This is a genomic window from Nocardia jejuensis NBRC 103114 (genome assembly GCF_001613145.1).
Taxonomy (GTDB): domain Bacteria; phylum Actinomycetota; class Actinomycetes; order Mycobacteriales; family Mycobacteriaceae; genus Nocardia; species Nocardia jejuensis.
In genome coordinates this window covers 215,860-228,817 of the sequence record NZ_BDBU01000013.1, presented here as the reverse complement: position 1 = coordinate 228,817, position 12,958 = coordinate 215,860, and the positions used below count along the sequence as shown (strand labels likewise).

12 protein-coding genes are annotated in these 12,958 nt (G+C 69.5%); 6 read left to right on the top strand and 6 right to left on the bottom strand.

Annotation, left to right across the window (positions count from 1 at the left end; genetic code table 11):
* Positions 1-203 precede the first annotated feature (203 nt).
* Positions 204-2,051, bottom strand: a complete 1,848-nt coding sequence (locus NJ1_RS11270) for an NERD domain-containing protein (RefSeq protein ID WP_067691498.1) — start codon at positions 2,049-2,051, stop codon at positions 204-206.
* A 217-nt stretch (positions 2,052-2,268) separates the two neighbouring features.
* Positions 2,269-3,876, bottom strand: coding sequence for an FAD-dependent monooxygenase (locus tag NJ1_RS11265; protein WP_067691495.1), 1,608 nt, complete (start codon positions 3,874-3,876; stop codon positions 2,269-2,271).
* A gap of 87 nt (positions 3,877-3,963) precedes the next feature.
* Between NJ1_RS11265 and NJ1_RS11260 the strand changes: the two genes are divergently transcribed.
* Positions 3,964-4,569: a TetR/AcrR family transcriptional regulator gene (locus NJ1_RS11260; protein WP_067691492.1), complete on the top strand. Its 606-nt coding sequence runs from the start codon at positions 3,964-3,966 to the stop codon at positions 4,567-4,569.
* Between the two features lie 15 nt (positions 4,570-4,584).
* Here the strand turns inward: NJ1_RS11260 and NJ1_RS11255 are convergent, their stop codons facing one another.
* Together NJ1_RS11255 and NJ1_RS11250 are read right to left on the bottom strand one after the other, a co-directional pair.
* On the bottom strand, positions 4,585-6,477 hold the full coding sequence (locus tag NJ1_RS11255) for an SEC-C metal-binding domain-containing protein (protein ID WP_067691490.1): 1,893 nt from the start codon (positions 6,475-6,477) through the stop codon (positions 4,585-4,587).
* Positions 6,478-6,585: 108 nt separating this feature from the next.
* Positions 6,586-7,551 carry a quinone oxidoreductase family protein gene (locus tag NJ1_RS11250; protein ID WP_067691488.1) on the bottom strand — a complete coding sequence of 322 codons (966 nt, stop codon included), beginning with the start codon at positions 7,549-7,551 and terminating at the stop codon, positions 6,586-6,588.
* An 80-nt stretch (positions 7,552-7,631) separates the two neighbouring features.
* Here NJ1_RS11250 and NJ1_RS11245 point away from each other — a divergent pair, with 80 nt between their 5' ends.
* Together NJ1_RS11245 and NJ1_RS11240 are read left to right on the top strand one after the other, a co-directional pair.
* Positions 7,632-7,982, top strand: a complete 351-nt coding sequence (locus NJ1_RS11245; RefSeq protein WP_067691485.1) for a hypothetical protein — start codon at positions 7,632-7,634, stop codon at positions 7,980-7,982.
* Between the two features lie 63 nt (positions 7,983-8,045).
* A complete protein-coding gene (locus NJ1_RS11240; RefSeq protein ID WP_245717333.1) occupies positions 8,046-8,753 on the top strand; it encodes a GntR family transcriptional regulator in 708 nt (235 codons plus the stop codon).
* Positions 8,754-8,862: 109 nt separating this feature from the next.
* Here the strand turns inward: NJ1_RS11240 and NJ1_RS11235 are convergent, their stop codons facing one another.
* Both NJ1_RS11235 and NJ1_RS11230 read right to left on the bottom strand, forming a co-directional pair.
* Entirely contained in the window at positions 8,863-9,312 is a 450-nt protein-coding gene (locus NJ1_RS11235; RefSeq protein ID WP_067691479.1) for a PTS sugar transporter subunit IIA, read from the bottom strand.
* A 4-nt stretch (positions 9,313-9,316) separates the two neighbouring features.
* Positions 9,317-9,547: a PTS sugar transporter subunit IIB gene (locus NJ1_RS11230; protein ID WP_084477979.1), complete on the bottom strand. Its 231-nt coding sequence runs from the start codon at positions 9,545-9,547 to the stop codon at positions 9,317-9,319.
* Positions 9,548-9,659: 112 nt separating this feature from the next.
* On the opposite strand from NJ1_RS11230, the gene NJ1_RS11225 reads away from it, so the two are divergent.
* The 3 genes from NJ1_RS11225 to ptsP are packed head-to-tail and all read left to right on the top strand — an operon-like array spanning position 9,660 to position 12,788.
* Positions 9,660-10,880: a PTS transporter subunit EIIC gene (locus NJ1_RS11225; RefSeq protein ID WP_067691476.1), complete on the top strand. Its 1,221-nt coding sequence runs from the start codon at positions 9,660-9,662 to the stop codon at positions 10,878-10,880.
* On the top strand, positions 10,880-11,143 hold the full coding sequence (locus NJ1_RS11220) for an HPr family phosphocarrier protein (RefSeq protein ID WP_067691474.1): 264 nt from the start codon (positions 10,880-10,882) through the stop codon (positions 11,141-11,143). Before NJ1_RS11225 ends, NJ1_RS11220 begins: the two co-directional genes overlap by 1 nt.
* Positions 11,133-12,788: a phosphoenolpyruvate--protein phosphotransferase gene (gene ptsP, locus NJ1_RS11215; RefSeq protein WP_067691471.1), complete on the top strand. Its 1,656-nt coding sequence runs from the start codon at positions 11,133-11,135 to the stop codon at positions 12,786-12,788. The genes NJ1_RS11220 and ptsP overlap by 11 nt, the downstream gene beginning before the upstream one ends.
* Positions 12,789-12,958 lie beyond the last annotated feature (170 nt).

The following is a 12,958-nucleotide window of genomic DNA, read 5'->3' as shown; positions in this document are numbered from 1 at the left end:
GCAGGGTGCCGACTCGTGCAGCGCCGAATCCTGGCACGTCGGCTTGTGCAACGAGGCATGGTGCGGCCTCGACTCATACGGTGTCGACAAGATTGCCGACCCCGGAGACCTGTACGCGAATCGGACCGCGCCCCTTCGGGAGAGCTATCGGTGCGCCTGGCCGACCGCAACCACCGGTGAAGTCGTTGGCGATGTCACCGGGCTCAGCGGAAGGGTGGGGGCTCGTCGCAGGGGGCGAGGGGGAAGCAGGCGGGGGCGGGGCGTTCGCTCGGGACGGTGGGGTCGGTGGTGGTGCTGGTGGCGCGGTGGGTTGTGGTGGTGGTCAGGGGTGCGGGGTGATCGTTGTCGTCGTTGCGGGTGCTGTGGCCGGAGCACATGACGGCGACGACGAGGACGAGCAGGAGCAGCAGCAGGGCCCCGAGGATGCTGAAGTCGCGGCGGGGGCGGCGGCGTCGGGCGGGTTCGGCGGCGGGGCGCTGGTCCGGCCAGACCGGGAAGCCGGGGGCCGCCGGTTGCGCGGGACCGCCGGCGTAGGCGGTGTGCGGGCTGGATTCGGAAGGTGCGGGGCCGTATCGGCCGGGTCCGCCCGGCGGCGGCATGCCCGGCTGCGCCATCGGTCGTGGGGGAGTGCCCGGTTGCTGCGGGCCGGAATAGGGTGGCTGCCCGCGTTGCGGGCCGCCGGGAGCGAGAGACTGCGGCGGGACGGGCTGATTCGGCGCGGCGGGCTGCCGGGGATCGGCGGACCGGCGGGACTCCGCTGGCTGCCCTGGGCCGCCCGCCGGGCGCGACTCGTCGGGGTGATGGGATTCGGAGCTGCCGGAGATCGCGCGGTACGCGGCGGCTGCCGCGGCAGCCCCTGCGGCGCCCGCGACCACGGCACCGGTGCGGGAGCCACGGCCCGACTTCTTCTCCTCGGGCGGAACCTGTTGTGCGGCGGAAGTGTCGCGGTCGGAACCGGGACCCGCGGCGGGCGGGTCCTGCGGACCCCGGCCACTGCCTCGGACGTTTTCCGCCTCACCAGCGCCCCCGGCTGCTGCGCCACCTCCCGCACCTGTGCCTGCGCCACCCGCGCCTGCAGGGGCTGTCGCGCCAGTCCGGGAACCGGCCTCATCACCACGGCCCGTGCCGGTATCAGCTTCCCGGCCGCTACCGGCACCGGTATCCCCACCCTGGCCTGCGGTGCGGCGCATGCCTGCGGCGGCGCCCGCGCCGAGGACGCCACCCGCGACCGCCGCGCCGGCAGCACCCCGAGTACCCGACGCGCCGCCGGTACCCGGTGCATCCCCGGCGCCCGGTGCACCGGCACCGGACCCGCTCGGCGAACCCGATCGCGGCGAATTACTCGCTGCGGGAGGCGGTTCCGGCTCTTCGGCGGACTGGATCGGCACCGACGGCACCACCACCGTGGGTGCGACCGACATGGGCGGCGGGGCGTTGCGCGCGGACTCCGGTGGTGCGAAGCCTTCGGCGACGAGGTCGGAATAGGTTGCGGCGGCGGCGAATCCGAGCGCTCCGAGCGCCTGGCCGACCTGCGCGGCGTCCCAGGAGGGGTCCGCGCCGTCGGCGATGGTCGTGAAGTACGAGCGCAGCGAGGACGGACCGTCGCCGATCAGTACGTCGATGCCCGGTGGCAGCGCGCCCTTCTCGAGCTTGACCCGGCTGCCGAGCTGGGGGACCAGCAGCACCAGGCCGCTGACCGGAACCTGCTCGCGTCCGGGTGCGGAGCGCAGCTGCCGGGCCAGGTCCGCGGTCTGACGCCGCACCCGCTCCAGCGGATCGGCATCGCCGTCGATGGGGGCGGGCTTGCCCTCGACCGTCCACGGTTCGTCCTGGGCGCAGGCGAGGGTGCCGGTCACGCGCTCGGTGAAACCGTGCACGCCCACCACCACGCAGGTCTGCGGCGTCCACACCACGACATCCGCGTCCTGACACTGCACGATCGCGATTCCGGGCACGGCGTGCGGCCCGCTCCACGACTTGAGCCAGTTCACGACGGTGCGTTCGGTGCTCGACAGCCGCGACGGGTCGTCGTTGCGGACCTTCACCAACATCCCTAGACCACCTCTGACCGATGCCTCTACCTGCCAGCCGCCCCGAACGGTCGCCGCGACAACCTTACGGTGTTCTCGTAACCGGTCGCGGTGAATCGTCCTGTGCGGCAGCAAGATCATTCTGCATGGTCCGCGACGCTACCGCGCCCGGGGCGTCTTTCCGTCCGATCGAGGATGAAAAGGACCAACCGGACGGGATGCGTCGAGGCGGCCGATCTCAGCGAATCAGCTCGCCCACATACCCGTCCGGTCGCACCAGGACCACGGCCGCGCCGGTGATCCCGTACGCCCGGTGCGCATGACCGGCGCCGTCCACGAGCACCTGGTCAGCCCCGTCCGCCGGTGAGTCCGCGGACCCGGCGGCAGCCACCCGCACCACCCGCGTCCGCGGCCATGTCGCGCCGCGACCGCTCTGCGACAGAGCCTCCGGGGCCGAGGCGGTCAGGACACCCCCCGATCCCACGGTTTGCGTTGCCGCATGCCGTGGTTCGTCGATGCCGCGCGCGACGGTCGACGGCGTGGTCACAGCCCTCGAGGTGGCGTCGCCGAACAGCAGCACGGTGGCATGCGGGCCGCGGAACAGATCGAACAGGCGCACAGTGCTCCCGTCGACGTCGATCAACGGCGAGTCCGGCGCTCGGTCCCCGGCTCGGAGCAGACCCGCGCCGTCCCCGGCGGACGCGCTGCGCGGCATCAGGTTCCGATAGGTGAGGTCCAGTTGGTGAGTGTGGTCGCGATCCATGGCGTCCGCCTCCCCGTTGACCGTCTTGTCCAGTAGTTCGGAGCTCACGCCGAGGATCTGGGCCGCGATGGCGCGGCGCTCGGTCTCGTAGGTGTCCAGCAGCGCCGCGGTCGCCGGGCTCGGATCGTGCAGTGCCGCTTCGAGTTTCCAGCCCAGGTTGTACGCGTCCTGCACGCCGGTATTGAGACCTTGGCCACCCGTGGGCGGATGCGCGTGCGCCGCGTCGCCCGCCAGGAAGACCCGGCCGATCCGGAAGCGTTCGGCCAGGCGGATATTCGGCCGCCACACCGTCGACCAGCTCAGATCGGTCAGCTCGATGTCCTCGCGGTGCGAGCGCAGGGTCAGGTAGTCCTGCAGTACCGCCAGGGTCGGCTCGGCCTCGCCGGTCAGTGGGGCGGCGAACTGGAACTTGCGCCCACCGGGCAACGGGGACATGACGATTCCCTCCATCGGCGACTCGGCCTCGGCGAACCAGTACCCGTTGCCGTGATCGAGCGCGTCGGCGCGCACATCGCCGAGCAGCATCCGAATCGATTCGTCGGTGGTGCCCTCGAAGGCGATGCCGAGCGCCTTGCGCACGGTGCTGCGCCCACCGTCGGCCCCGACCAGGTAGTCGGCCCGCACCGATTCCTCGACGCCCTCGTGCGAGAGCCGCACGGTGACGCCCTGCTCGTCCGCCGCGAAATCGACCAGCGCGGTGGCGAGTTCGACCTGCACGCCGAACTCCGCGAGCCGGTCGCGCAGCAGCCCCTCGGTATCGGATTGCCCGAGCACCCACGCATTCGGCTGCGGGATCTCTGGAGTGGGCTCACGCCATTCGCTCATTCGCCGCTCCATGACGAACTGCCCGCCCAGGAACACGTGCATGGCCGGCAGTCGCGTCCCGGCCGCCAGCACCGCGTCCAGCACGCCGAGATCGTCGAACACCTCGAGCGTGCGCGGCTGCAGACCGTCCCCGCGCGATCCGTCGAAGAAGCTCGCGCTCTGCTCGACGATGCGCACACGCACGCCACGCCGTGCGAGATCGATGCCGAGCGTGAGGCCGGTGGGGCCCGCGCCCGCGATCAGTACCTGCGGATTCATACCAACTCCATAAACTGAATTGAGATTCACTGAAGATGGATTCAGTATTGTGAGTGGTACGGTCCGCTGTCAAGGAGGTAGCGAGAATTGGCCGGACGTCGCCAGGAGAAGTCGGCGGAAACCGAGCAGGCCCTCAAGGCCGCCGCCCGGGATCTGTTCGCCGAACGCGGGTATCTCAATACGAAGATCACCGACATCACCGCGGCCGCCGGCCGGGCGGCGGGCTCGTTCTACAACCACTTCGCGAGCAAGGAAGAGATCCTGCAGGCGCTGCTGAAAGAGCTTGCCGAGGAGACCGATGCGGACGCGGACGATCCGGCGCACAGCGCGGACTTCACCGACCCGGACGCCGTGCGGTACCACATAGAGAGCTACTGGACCTGGGCCCGCCGCAACTGGCCGGTGCTGCGCGCGGTCGGCCAGGCCGCCATCGTGAGCGACGAATTCGCTCGTCTGGCAGCGCAGTTCGGCGTACAGCAGCGCACCGACATCGCCGACCACCTCGACACCTTCGCCCCGGCGGGAATCACGCTGCCGGGCTCGCCCGATGTCAGTCTCGCGATGATGTTCATGGTGACCACGAGCCTGTTGCAGGCGGTGGAGGAGGGCACGCTGGCGCTGTCCGACGGCGAGGCCGTGGACACACTGACCAGGTTCGTCTACCGCGGGCTGACCGCCCGCGACCTCGACTGACCCGATGCGGTGCGCTCACACCTCGGGCGACTCACGGACACTCTCGGGCAACTCACGGACACTGAGGAATTCGATGACGTCGGCTCCGTCGGCGTCGGAGTCCAGCAGCCGTAGCAACTCCGCGCAGCGATCTGCCTCGACCTCTTCCACGGACCCGACCAGCATCATCCCCGCCCCGACCGGAACCATTCGGCCGCAATAGAACTCACCAGCCGCCGCGGTGCTCGCATCGGCGGGCACGGTGTGCCGGTCGCCGGTGCGCAGATCCCGCAGCACGACGGTATCGCCCTCCCCGGCGGATTCGACCTCGAAGACCGATCGCCGTGCGTCGCGCCACCGCTCTGCCAGGCTCAGGTCCGCCTCCGGTAGCAGCTCCCCGCGCCGCCGCAGGAAATCCTCGAATCCGCCGCATTCGTCCAGCATCACGTCCACGACCAGCGGATCGTGCAGCACGGCCAGCCATTCCTCGTCGGTCTCCCAGTGCTCGGAGCGGATCTCGGCCAGTTCCTGGCGGACCGGCCACCAATCGACCTGCTCGCAATGCTCGATCGCCTTGAGATAGAGCAGCCGCGCCCGATCCGGCATCGAGAGTCCGCTGTTGCCCAGATGGCAGATCTTGTACTTGCGACCCGACCCGCACCAGCACCGATCGTTGCGGTCCAAATCGGGATGATCGGCCGCGATGATGGCCTGGACGATCAAGTAGGTCGGGGTCGAGGGTCCCTGGGTGGTCCGGTCCAGCAGGGCGATGGTGCGCGCAAGGTCGCCCCGATCGAACGCGTAGCGCGCCAGGTCCGAGGTCGCGGGTTCCCAGTGCGGATCGGCGGTGGTCGCGTCCTGGAAGTACTGCTCGGCCAGGGCGATCAGATCGTCGTCCTCGGCGGCCTTGCCCGCCAGCCACGCGGTCGCGGCCGCGAGCGTGGTCGTGCTGCGTGCTCGCAGGTGTTCGGCGGCCGCGATCACGGCGGACGGGTCGTAATCCGGATCGTCGGTGATCTCCAGATAGGCCGCCATGGCGACATCGGGATCGGAGAACGCCTGAATGCCCGCCACTCCCGCGTCGCGCAGGAACGCCGCTCGCTGGGTCGAGGGCACCGCGCGCAGCGCCCGGACCAGCACCGCGAAGGTCAGTACCGCGTACGCGCCGTCGTTGTCGAGCTGATACTGCGCCATGACGACGCGGATCTCCATCTCGGCGTCGAACTCGTCCCAGTCGAAACCCGTTCGCGCGATATGGATTCCGCGCACCACGAATCCGGCGGCGGCGACGAGCTCGCTGAGGGGAAGGGCCGGAGCGGTGCACAGGGCCGGATCGGCGTGCAGCAGCGCCCAGAGGACCTCGTCCACCTCGTGCGCCGACCCGGAGGGTAGATGCGCCTCGAGCGCCGCGGACAGATCCGGCGCCGACGGGGTCTCGCTCACCGCCCGCAGCCGGGGGACGCCGTTCGTCATCGTCACCGCGATGAGCGATCCCACGCCGAGCGGGGTCAGCTGCGAGGGATCGAGCATGAGCACTTCCTCGACGTGATCCTCGAGCCGTTGCCCGCCGAAGACCTCCGAGCCCAGACCGGCGAAACCCACACGCGCCCCGCCCAATCCCTCCAGTGAGGTGTCCTCGGTCCACAGGATCGGCCCGAGGTCGGCGTCGACCGCGACAACGCCCGAGGCGACCTCGGCGCGGGTGAGCCGGTGGGTCAGCACGCGACCCTCGAGCAGTGTGTCCAGTGCGATATTGCGGCCGTCCGGCAGCATGCCGAGTGCGGGGGAGTCGCAGTTCTGAACGAGGTCGAGCGCCTCGAGCCGATCACCCAGCCGTTCGCGCAGCAGCAGCGCGACCCACTCCTCGTCCCGGAGCGGTCCGTGCGTGCGCAATAGATCGAATGCCCTGTCGGACAGCGAATCGGCCACCTCTCGACGGTAGATCACCGAAGCGCGGGGTGGTCAGGACGAGTGTCCCGTCGGGGCTGGTTCGCACCCCGGTCCCACCGGCGTGTCGTGGGACCGGAGGAGCCCAGGTCAGGGCAGCAGCACGATGGACCCGGTCGTCTTGCGGCCCTCCAGATCCCGATGCGCCTGCTCGGCCTGGGACAGCGGATAGGTCGCGCCGACTCGGATCTGGAGTGTGCCGTCGGCGATGGCGTTCATGATATCGCCCGCGCGCCACAGCAATTCGGCCCGATCACGGGTGTAGTGCACCAGCGTCGGTCGTGTCACGAACAGCGAACCGCCGCCGCTGAGCCGCTGCAGATCGAACGGCGGCACCGGCCCGCTGGCCCCGCCGAACAGTGCCAGCATGCCGCGCACGCGCAGCGAGGCGAGGCTGGCCTCGAAGGTCGCCGCGCCGACGCCGTCGTACGCCGCCGCCGCGCCCGCGCCGTCGGTGAGTTCCCGCACCCGGGCGGGGATGTCGTCCTCGTAGCGCAGTACCTCGCTCGCGCCCGCCTCGCGCGAGAGCTTCTCCTTGTCGCCGGTGGACACGGTGGTGACCACCCGCACCCCGCGCGCGGCCAGCAGTTGGGTGAGGATCAGGCCGACACCGCCCGCGCCCGCGTGCACCAGCACCGTCTCGCCGGACTCGGGCCGATAGATCGATTCGATCAGGTAGTGCGCCGTCATGCCCTGCAGCAGTGCGGAAGCCGCGACCGACGACTCCACTCCCGAGGGGACCGGAATCGCCACGGCCGCGGGCACCGCCACCTTCTGGGCATAGCTGCCCGGCGCGGCCGCCCACGCCACTCGATCGCCGACCGCGAACTCGGTGACGTCCGGGGCCACGGCCGCGACCACCCCGGAGCCCTCCGAGCCCGGAATGTAGGGCCGCGCTACCGGATAGCGCCCGGTCCGGATGTAGGTGTCGATGAAGTTGACACCGATCGCCTCGGTCTCGACCAGCAACTGTCCCGGCCCGATCACCGGGTCGGGGACCTCCGCGGCTCGCAGGACTTCGGGACCGCCGATCTCGGACACCTCGATAGCGCGCATCTCACCGTTCTACACCCGCCGCGCTGTGACGTACGCGGCGGCTCATGGACTCCCGTTTACCCGTGGGTAAACTGCTTCTCATGAGCGCTACCGCCGCCCCGGCATCCGTCAAGCCGTCGCCGTCCGTCGTGGATTCGATCAAGGGATTCGTCGCCGACCACGGTGGTTCGGCCACCGCGGTGCTGCAGCCCATCGGCCGTGTCGGCGTCCGTGTCACTTTGATCGGCGCCGATGGCGTGCTCGGGGACCGGGTCGTCGGTGATCTGGAGACCGCCAAGGCTCTCATCGAGCTCGTCGAGGGGCTGACCGAGTCCGAGGAATGGGATCGCGAACTCGTCAACAAGGTCGATCCGGCCAAGGGTCACTGGGCGAAGATGGCCGGCTGGGTGGCCGGGCAGAAGCGATTCCCCAAGGCGCGCAACGAGAAGTAGCTCGACCATGATCCCGCGGTGTGCGGGAGGCCAGGACAAACAGAGGACGATGTGTCAGGGCGCGTGACTAAACAGGCTCAGTTGCGGTCGACGTTGACGACCCTGTGTGCCCAATTGCGCCCGGGCGAGATGCTGCCCAGCGAACGTCAGTTGTGCGACGACTATCGGGTCAGTCGCATGACGGTGCGCGAGGTGCTGGGCCAGCTCGAATCCGAGGGCGTCATCACCCGGATTCCGGGCAAGGGGACCTTCGTCGCGGAGCGGGTGGCGCGTTCGCGCCTGCACATGGCGTCCTTCAGCGACGATATGCGCCGCCTGGGCCGCACGCCGAGCACCGTGGTGCTGCACACCGATCACGCGGTGCCGCCGCCCGCGTCCACCAGCGCGCTGGGTCTGGGTGCGAACGACAAGGCGTATCACCTGGTCCGGCTGCGATTGGCCGACGGTTTGCCGATCTCGATCGACGACGGCTGGTACCACGGCGAGCTGCTGCCGGGGCTGCTCGATCAGGACCTCACGCAGTCACTCTACGGCCTGCTGGCGAGCGAATACGACTGTCCGATCGACCGTGCCGATCAGACGGTGCGCGCGGTGGCCGCGGACGAGCGTGGCGCGGGCTGGCTCGGTACCGATGCCGGTTCTCCGCTACTGGCTTTCGACCGCATGTCCTATTCGCGTGACCGCTGTGTCGAGCACTGTCAGTCCTGGTACCGCGCCGACCGATACCAGGTCTACATGACGGTGTCGGCCGACGGCGGCCAGAGTCAGTGAGTGCCGAACTCGTTGTGTCCCAGTATTTTCCGGTGACGGCAACCGCGCCTTGATCGTCGCGGTGCGCATCGGTCGCGCACCGCGCCGATCGGGCTCACACGGAGAACGCTCACGCGGAGAACAGGACCGCGCCCGTGGTGACCTCACCGGTCACCGGGTGCTGTGCCGAACCCGGCGCGGTGTCCATCACCACCACCGGCACCGAGGCGCTGAGCCCCAGGCGGCGAATGGCGTTGGGGGAGAAGGTGACCAGCGGGTCGCCGACATTCACGCGGTCGCCCTCGGCGGCCTGGACGGCGAACAGGTCCGGCTTGCCGACGGTGTCGATGCCGACGTGCAGCAGCACGCCCACCCCCTCGTCGGAGACGATGACGGCCGCGTGCGGGTGCAGTTTCACGATGGCGCCCGCGATGGGGGCGACCACGGTGATTTGCTCATCGGTGTCGGCGGGTTCGATCGCGACGCCGGAGCCGACCATTTCGGCCGCGAAGACCGGGTCGGGTACTTCGGACAGGGGCATGGCGCGGCCGTCGAGCGGCGCGAGGATCTGGGTGCTCATGTGTTCAGAGCAGATCGTTGATGTCTTCGGCCAGGGCGTCCGCGGTCGGTCCGACCACGACCTGAACCGCGTTGCCCGCCTTGAGGACCCCGTGCGCGCCCGCGGCCTTGAGGTCGGCGTCCTTGACCAGTCCAGCGTCCTTGACTTCGCAGCGAAGGCGCGTGATACAGCCCTCCACCTCGACGATGTTGTCGATTCCGCCTAGTCCGGCGACGATTCGATCGACTTTCGACATGATTCCTCCGTGCGTGTCGAGTGGACAAAACTGGTTATAACCAGTATTACTCTGGTTATAACCAGTCACCTTACATCCAGGTGACCCTATTCACAGACTGAGGACCACCGCTATGGCCGATCTCGCCCAGGGCCCGCGCAAGAAAATCGATCTATCCGGATTACAGAAGCTCGGCCGCAGCTTGATGCTGCCCATCGCCACGCTACCTGCTGCCGGTTTGCTACTACGGCTGGGCCAGGACGACATGCTCGGCCGCTGGACGGCCACCAAGACCGTCGCGGACGTCATCGGCGGCGCCGGCGGCGCACTGATCGACAACCTCCCGCTGCTGTTCGCCGTCGGTATCGCCATCGGCTGGGCGAAGAAGGCGGACGGGTCCACCGCCCTGGCCGCGGTCGTCGGTTACCTCGCACTCAACGGCGTGTTCAAGGCCATGTCCCCGGTCGTGCTGGACGGCAAGACAGACGCGAAAGGCGCGCAGGCGCTGGTGAACTTCGGTGTCCTGGGCGGCATCGTCATCGGCTTGACCGCCGCCATCCTGTGGCAGCGCTTCCATCGCACGCAGCTGCCGGACTACCTCGGCTTCTTCTCCGGACGTCGCATGGTCCCGATCCTGACCGCGTGCGCGGCCGTGGTGATCGGCGTGGCCATGTCCTTCGTCTATCCCGCCTTCAACTCCGGGCTGACCTGGCTGGGCAATACCGTGGCCGACAATGCCGTCGCCGGTGGCGGCGTCTTCGGATTCGCCAACCGCCTGCTGCTGCCCCTGGGCCTGCACCACATCCTGAACTCGGTGGTGTGGTTCGTGATCGGCGATTACAACGGCGTGCACGGGGATATCCCGCGCTTCCTCAACGGCGACCCGTCGGCCGGAACGTTCATGACCGGCTTCTTCCCGATCATGATGTTCGGCCTGCCCGCCGCCGCACTGGCGATCTGGCGAAATGCCAAGCCGGAGAACAAGAAGATGATCGGCGGCATCATGCTCTCGACCGGTCTGACCGCGTTCGTCACCGGTATCACCGAGCCGCTGGAGTTCGCGTTCATCTTCGTGGCATGGCCGCTGCTGCTCATCCACGCGATCTTCACCGGCTCGTCGCTGGCTCTGACGAACGCCCTGGGCATCCACGACGGCTTCACCTTCTCCGCCGGTGCCATCGACTTTCTGCTGAACTTCGGTAAGGCCACGCATCCGCTCCTGCTGATTCCGATCGGACTCGGGTACGCGGCCCTGTACTACTTCACCTTCAGTTTCATCATCAAACGCTGGAACCTGAAAACCCCGGGCCGCGAGGACGACGAGGCCGAAACCGAGAAGGAGAACGTGGCCTGATGATCACCCGTACCGCTGTCGTCGCGTCCGAGACCGGCCTGCACGCCCGCCCGGCCGCGCTGTTCGCCAAGGCCGTCACCGAATCCGGTGTGCCCGTCCGGATCTCCGTGGAAGGCAAGGATCCGGTGGCCGCGAACAGCCTGCTGCAGTTGATGACCCTCGGCGCCAAACAGGGCGACACCGTCACCCTGCACGTCGAGGACGGCGACGAGGCGGTTCTCGATCAGCTGATCACCATGGTGGAGACCGATCTTGACGCGTGAGATCCGCGGCGTCGCCGCCGCTCCCGGGATCGCGGTGGGGCCGGTGAAATGGCTCGCGTCCGCGCCGGTCACCAGCGCCTCCGATGCCCCCGGTAGTGATGTGGACGCCGAAATCGTGCGTGCCGACGCGGCTTTCGAGGCCGTCGCGGGTCGCTACTCCGCCCAGGCGCTGGACGCGAAGGGGCCCGCGGCGGACATTCTGTTCATGACCTCGGCGCTGGCCGCGGATCCGGCCCTGCTCGATCAAGTGCGCGCGGGCATCCGTGCCGGCGGCCCCACCGCGCACTCGGTCACCGAGGCCGTGACCCACTTCGCGGAGCAGCTCACGGCGCTCGGCGGCATGATGGCCGAGCGAGCCTCGGATCTGCGCGATGTCGGGCAGCGGGTGGTCGCCGAGCTGCTCGGCGTCGACCCGCCCGGGATCCCGCAGAGCGCAACGCCTTTCGTGCTCGCCGCGCAGGATCTCGCGCCCGCCGATACGGCGACGCTGGATCCGGCGACGGTGCTGGGGTTGCTCACCGTGGCGGGCGGGCCGACCTCGCACACCGCGATTCTGGCCAAGGCGCTGGGGATTCCGGCCGTCGTGGCGTGTCCGGACGCGGTCGAGATCGCCGAGGACGTCGAGGTGGTGCTGGACGGAACCGGCGGTCTGGTCGAGCTGGAGCCCGACGCCGGGCGACGGGAAGAGGTGCTCACGGCGAGGGCGCGACAGGCGGACGCCCCCACGGGCCCGGGTCGCACGGCCGACGGGCACGCGGTGCCGCTGCTGGCCAATGTGGGCAGCGCCGCGGACGCCCGGCTGGCGGTGGAGCTCGGGGCCGAGGGCGTCGGGCTGTTCCGCACGGAATTCCTTTTCCTCGGGCAGAAGTCGGCCCCGACCGTCCAGGAGCAGACTGAGCGGTACGCCGAGATCTTCCGGATCATGGGTGATCGTCCCGTCACGGTGCGCACCCTGGACGCGGGCTCGGACAAACCGCTGCCGTTCCTGAATCTGCCCGAGGAAGAGAATCCCGCGCTGGGCGTGCGCGGACTGCGGTTGAGCAGCGTCGATGAGGGGGCGCTGCTCGACCAACTCACCGCCATCGAGGCCGCCCGGGCCGCGACCGGGACTCCGGTGCAGGTCATGGCCCCCATGGTCGGCACGGTCCAGGAGGCCAACTACTTCGCCACCCGCGCCCGCGACGCCGGAATCGACACCCGCGGCATCATGGTCGAAATCCCGGCTGCCGCACTGCGTTCGGAGCACTTGGGCGCGGAGGTCGAGTTCTTCTCCATCGGCACCAACGATCTGTCGCAGTACCTGTTCGGCGCGGACCGCATGTCCTCGACGCTGGCGGCCCTGCACGATCCCTGGCAGCCCGCCCTCGCGGCCACCATCGCGGCCGTGGTCGCCGGCGCGAGCAAATCCGGGGTGAAGGTCGGGGTCTGCGGCGAATCCGCGTCCAACCCCGAATTCGCCTGTGTGCTGGTCGGTCTCGGCGTACACACGCTCTCGATGGCGCCGAGGTCCCTGGCGGGAGTGCGCGCCAGGCTCGCCGAGGTGTCCCTCGATCAGTGCGGAGCAGCGGCCGCCGCCGTCCTGGCGGCCCGCACCGCCGACGACGCCGTCCTCGCCGCGGGCGCCGCACTGGGACGGAACCGATGAGCGCGGAACCGCGTTCGACAAGCGTGCCCCGAACGAAGCGCCCGCCACACCCGGCCATCGAGCCGGATTCCAGTGTGGCGCTCGGGTCGCGCGTGGAACCTCGGGTGGGGGCGACGCCGGGGTTGAGCACCACGGTGCGGTCGGGGCGGGCCCTGCGGTCGCGGACCGAG

Coding starts and splice junctions, on each gene's coding strand:
- NJ1_RS11265 (WP_067691495.1), bottom strand. CDS start 3,876: ATGAATCCGCAGGTACTGATCGCGGGCGCGGGCCCCACCGGCCTCACG.
- NJ1_RS11250 (WP_067691488.1), bottom strand. CDS start 7,551: ATGCGCGCTATCGAGGTGTCCGAGATCGGCGGTCCCGAAGTCCTGCGA.
- NJ1_RS11245 (WP_067691485.1), top strand. CDS start 7,632: ATGAGCGCTACCGCCGCCCCGGCATCCGTCAAGCCGTCGCCGTCCGTC.
- NJ1_RS11220 (WP_067691474.1), top strand. CDS start 10,880: ATGATCACCCGTACCGCTGTCGTCGCGTCCGAGACCGGCCTGCACGCC.
- NJ1_RS11225 (WP_067691476.1), top strand. CDS start 9,660: ATGGCCGATCTCGCCCAGGGCCCGCGCAAGAAAATCGATCTATCCGGA.
- NJ1_RS11270 (WP_067691498.1), bottom strand. CDS start 2,051: ATGTTGGTGAAGGTCCGCAACGACGACCCGTCGCGGCTGTCGAGCACC.
- NJ1_RS11235 (WP_067691479.1), bottom strand. CDS start 9,312: ATGAGCACCCAGATCCTCGCGCCGCTCGACGGCCGCGCCATGCCCCTG.
- NJ1_RS11230 (WP_084477979.1), bottom strand. CDS start 9,547: ATGTCGAAAGTCGATCGAATCGTCGCCGGACTAGGCGGAATCGACAAC.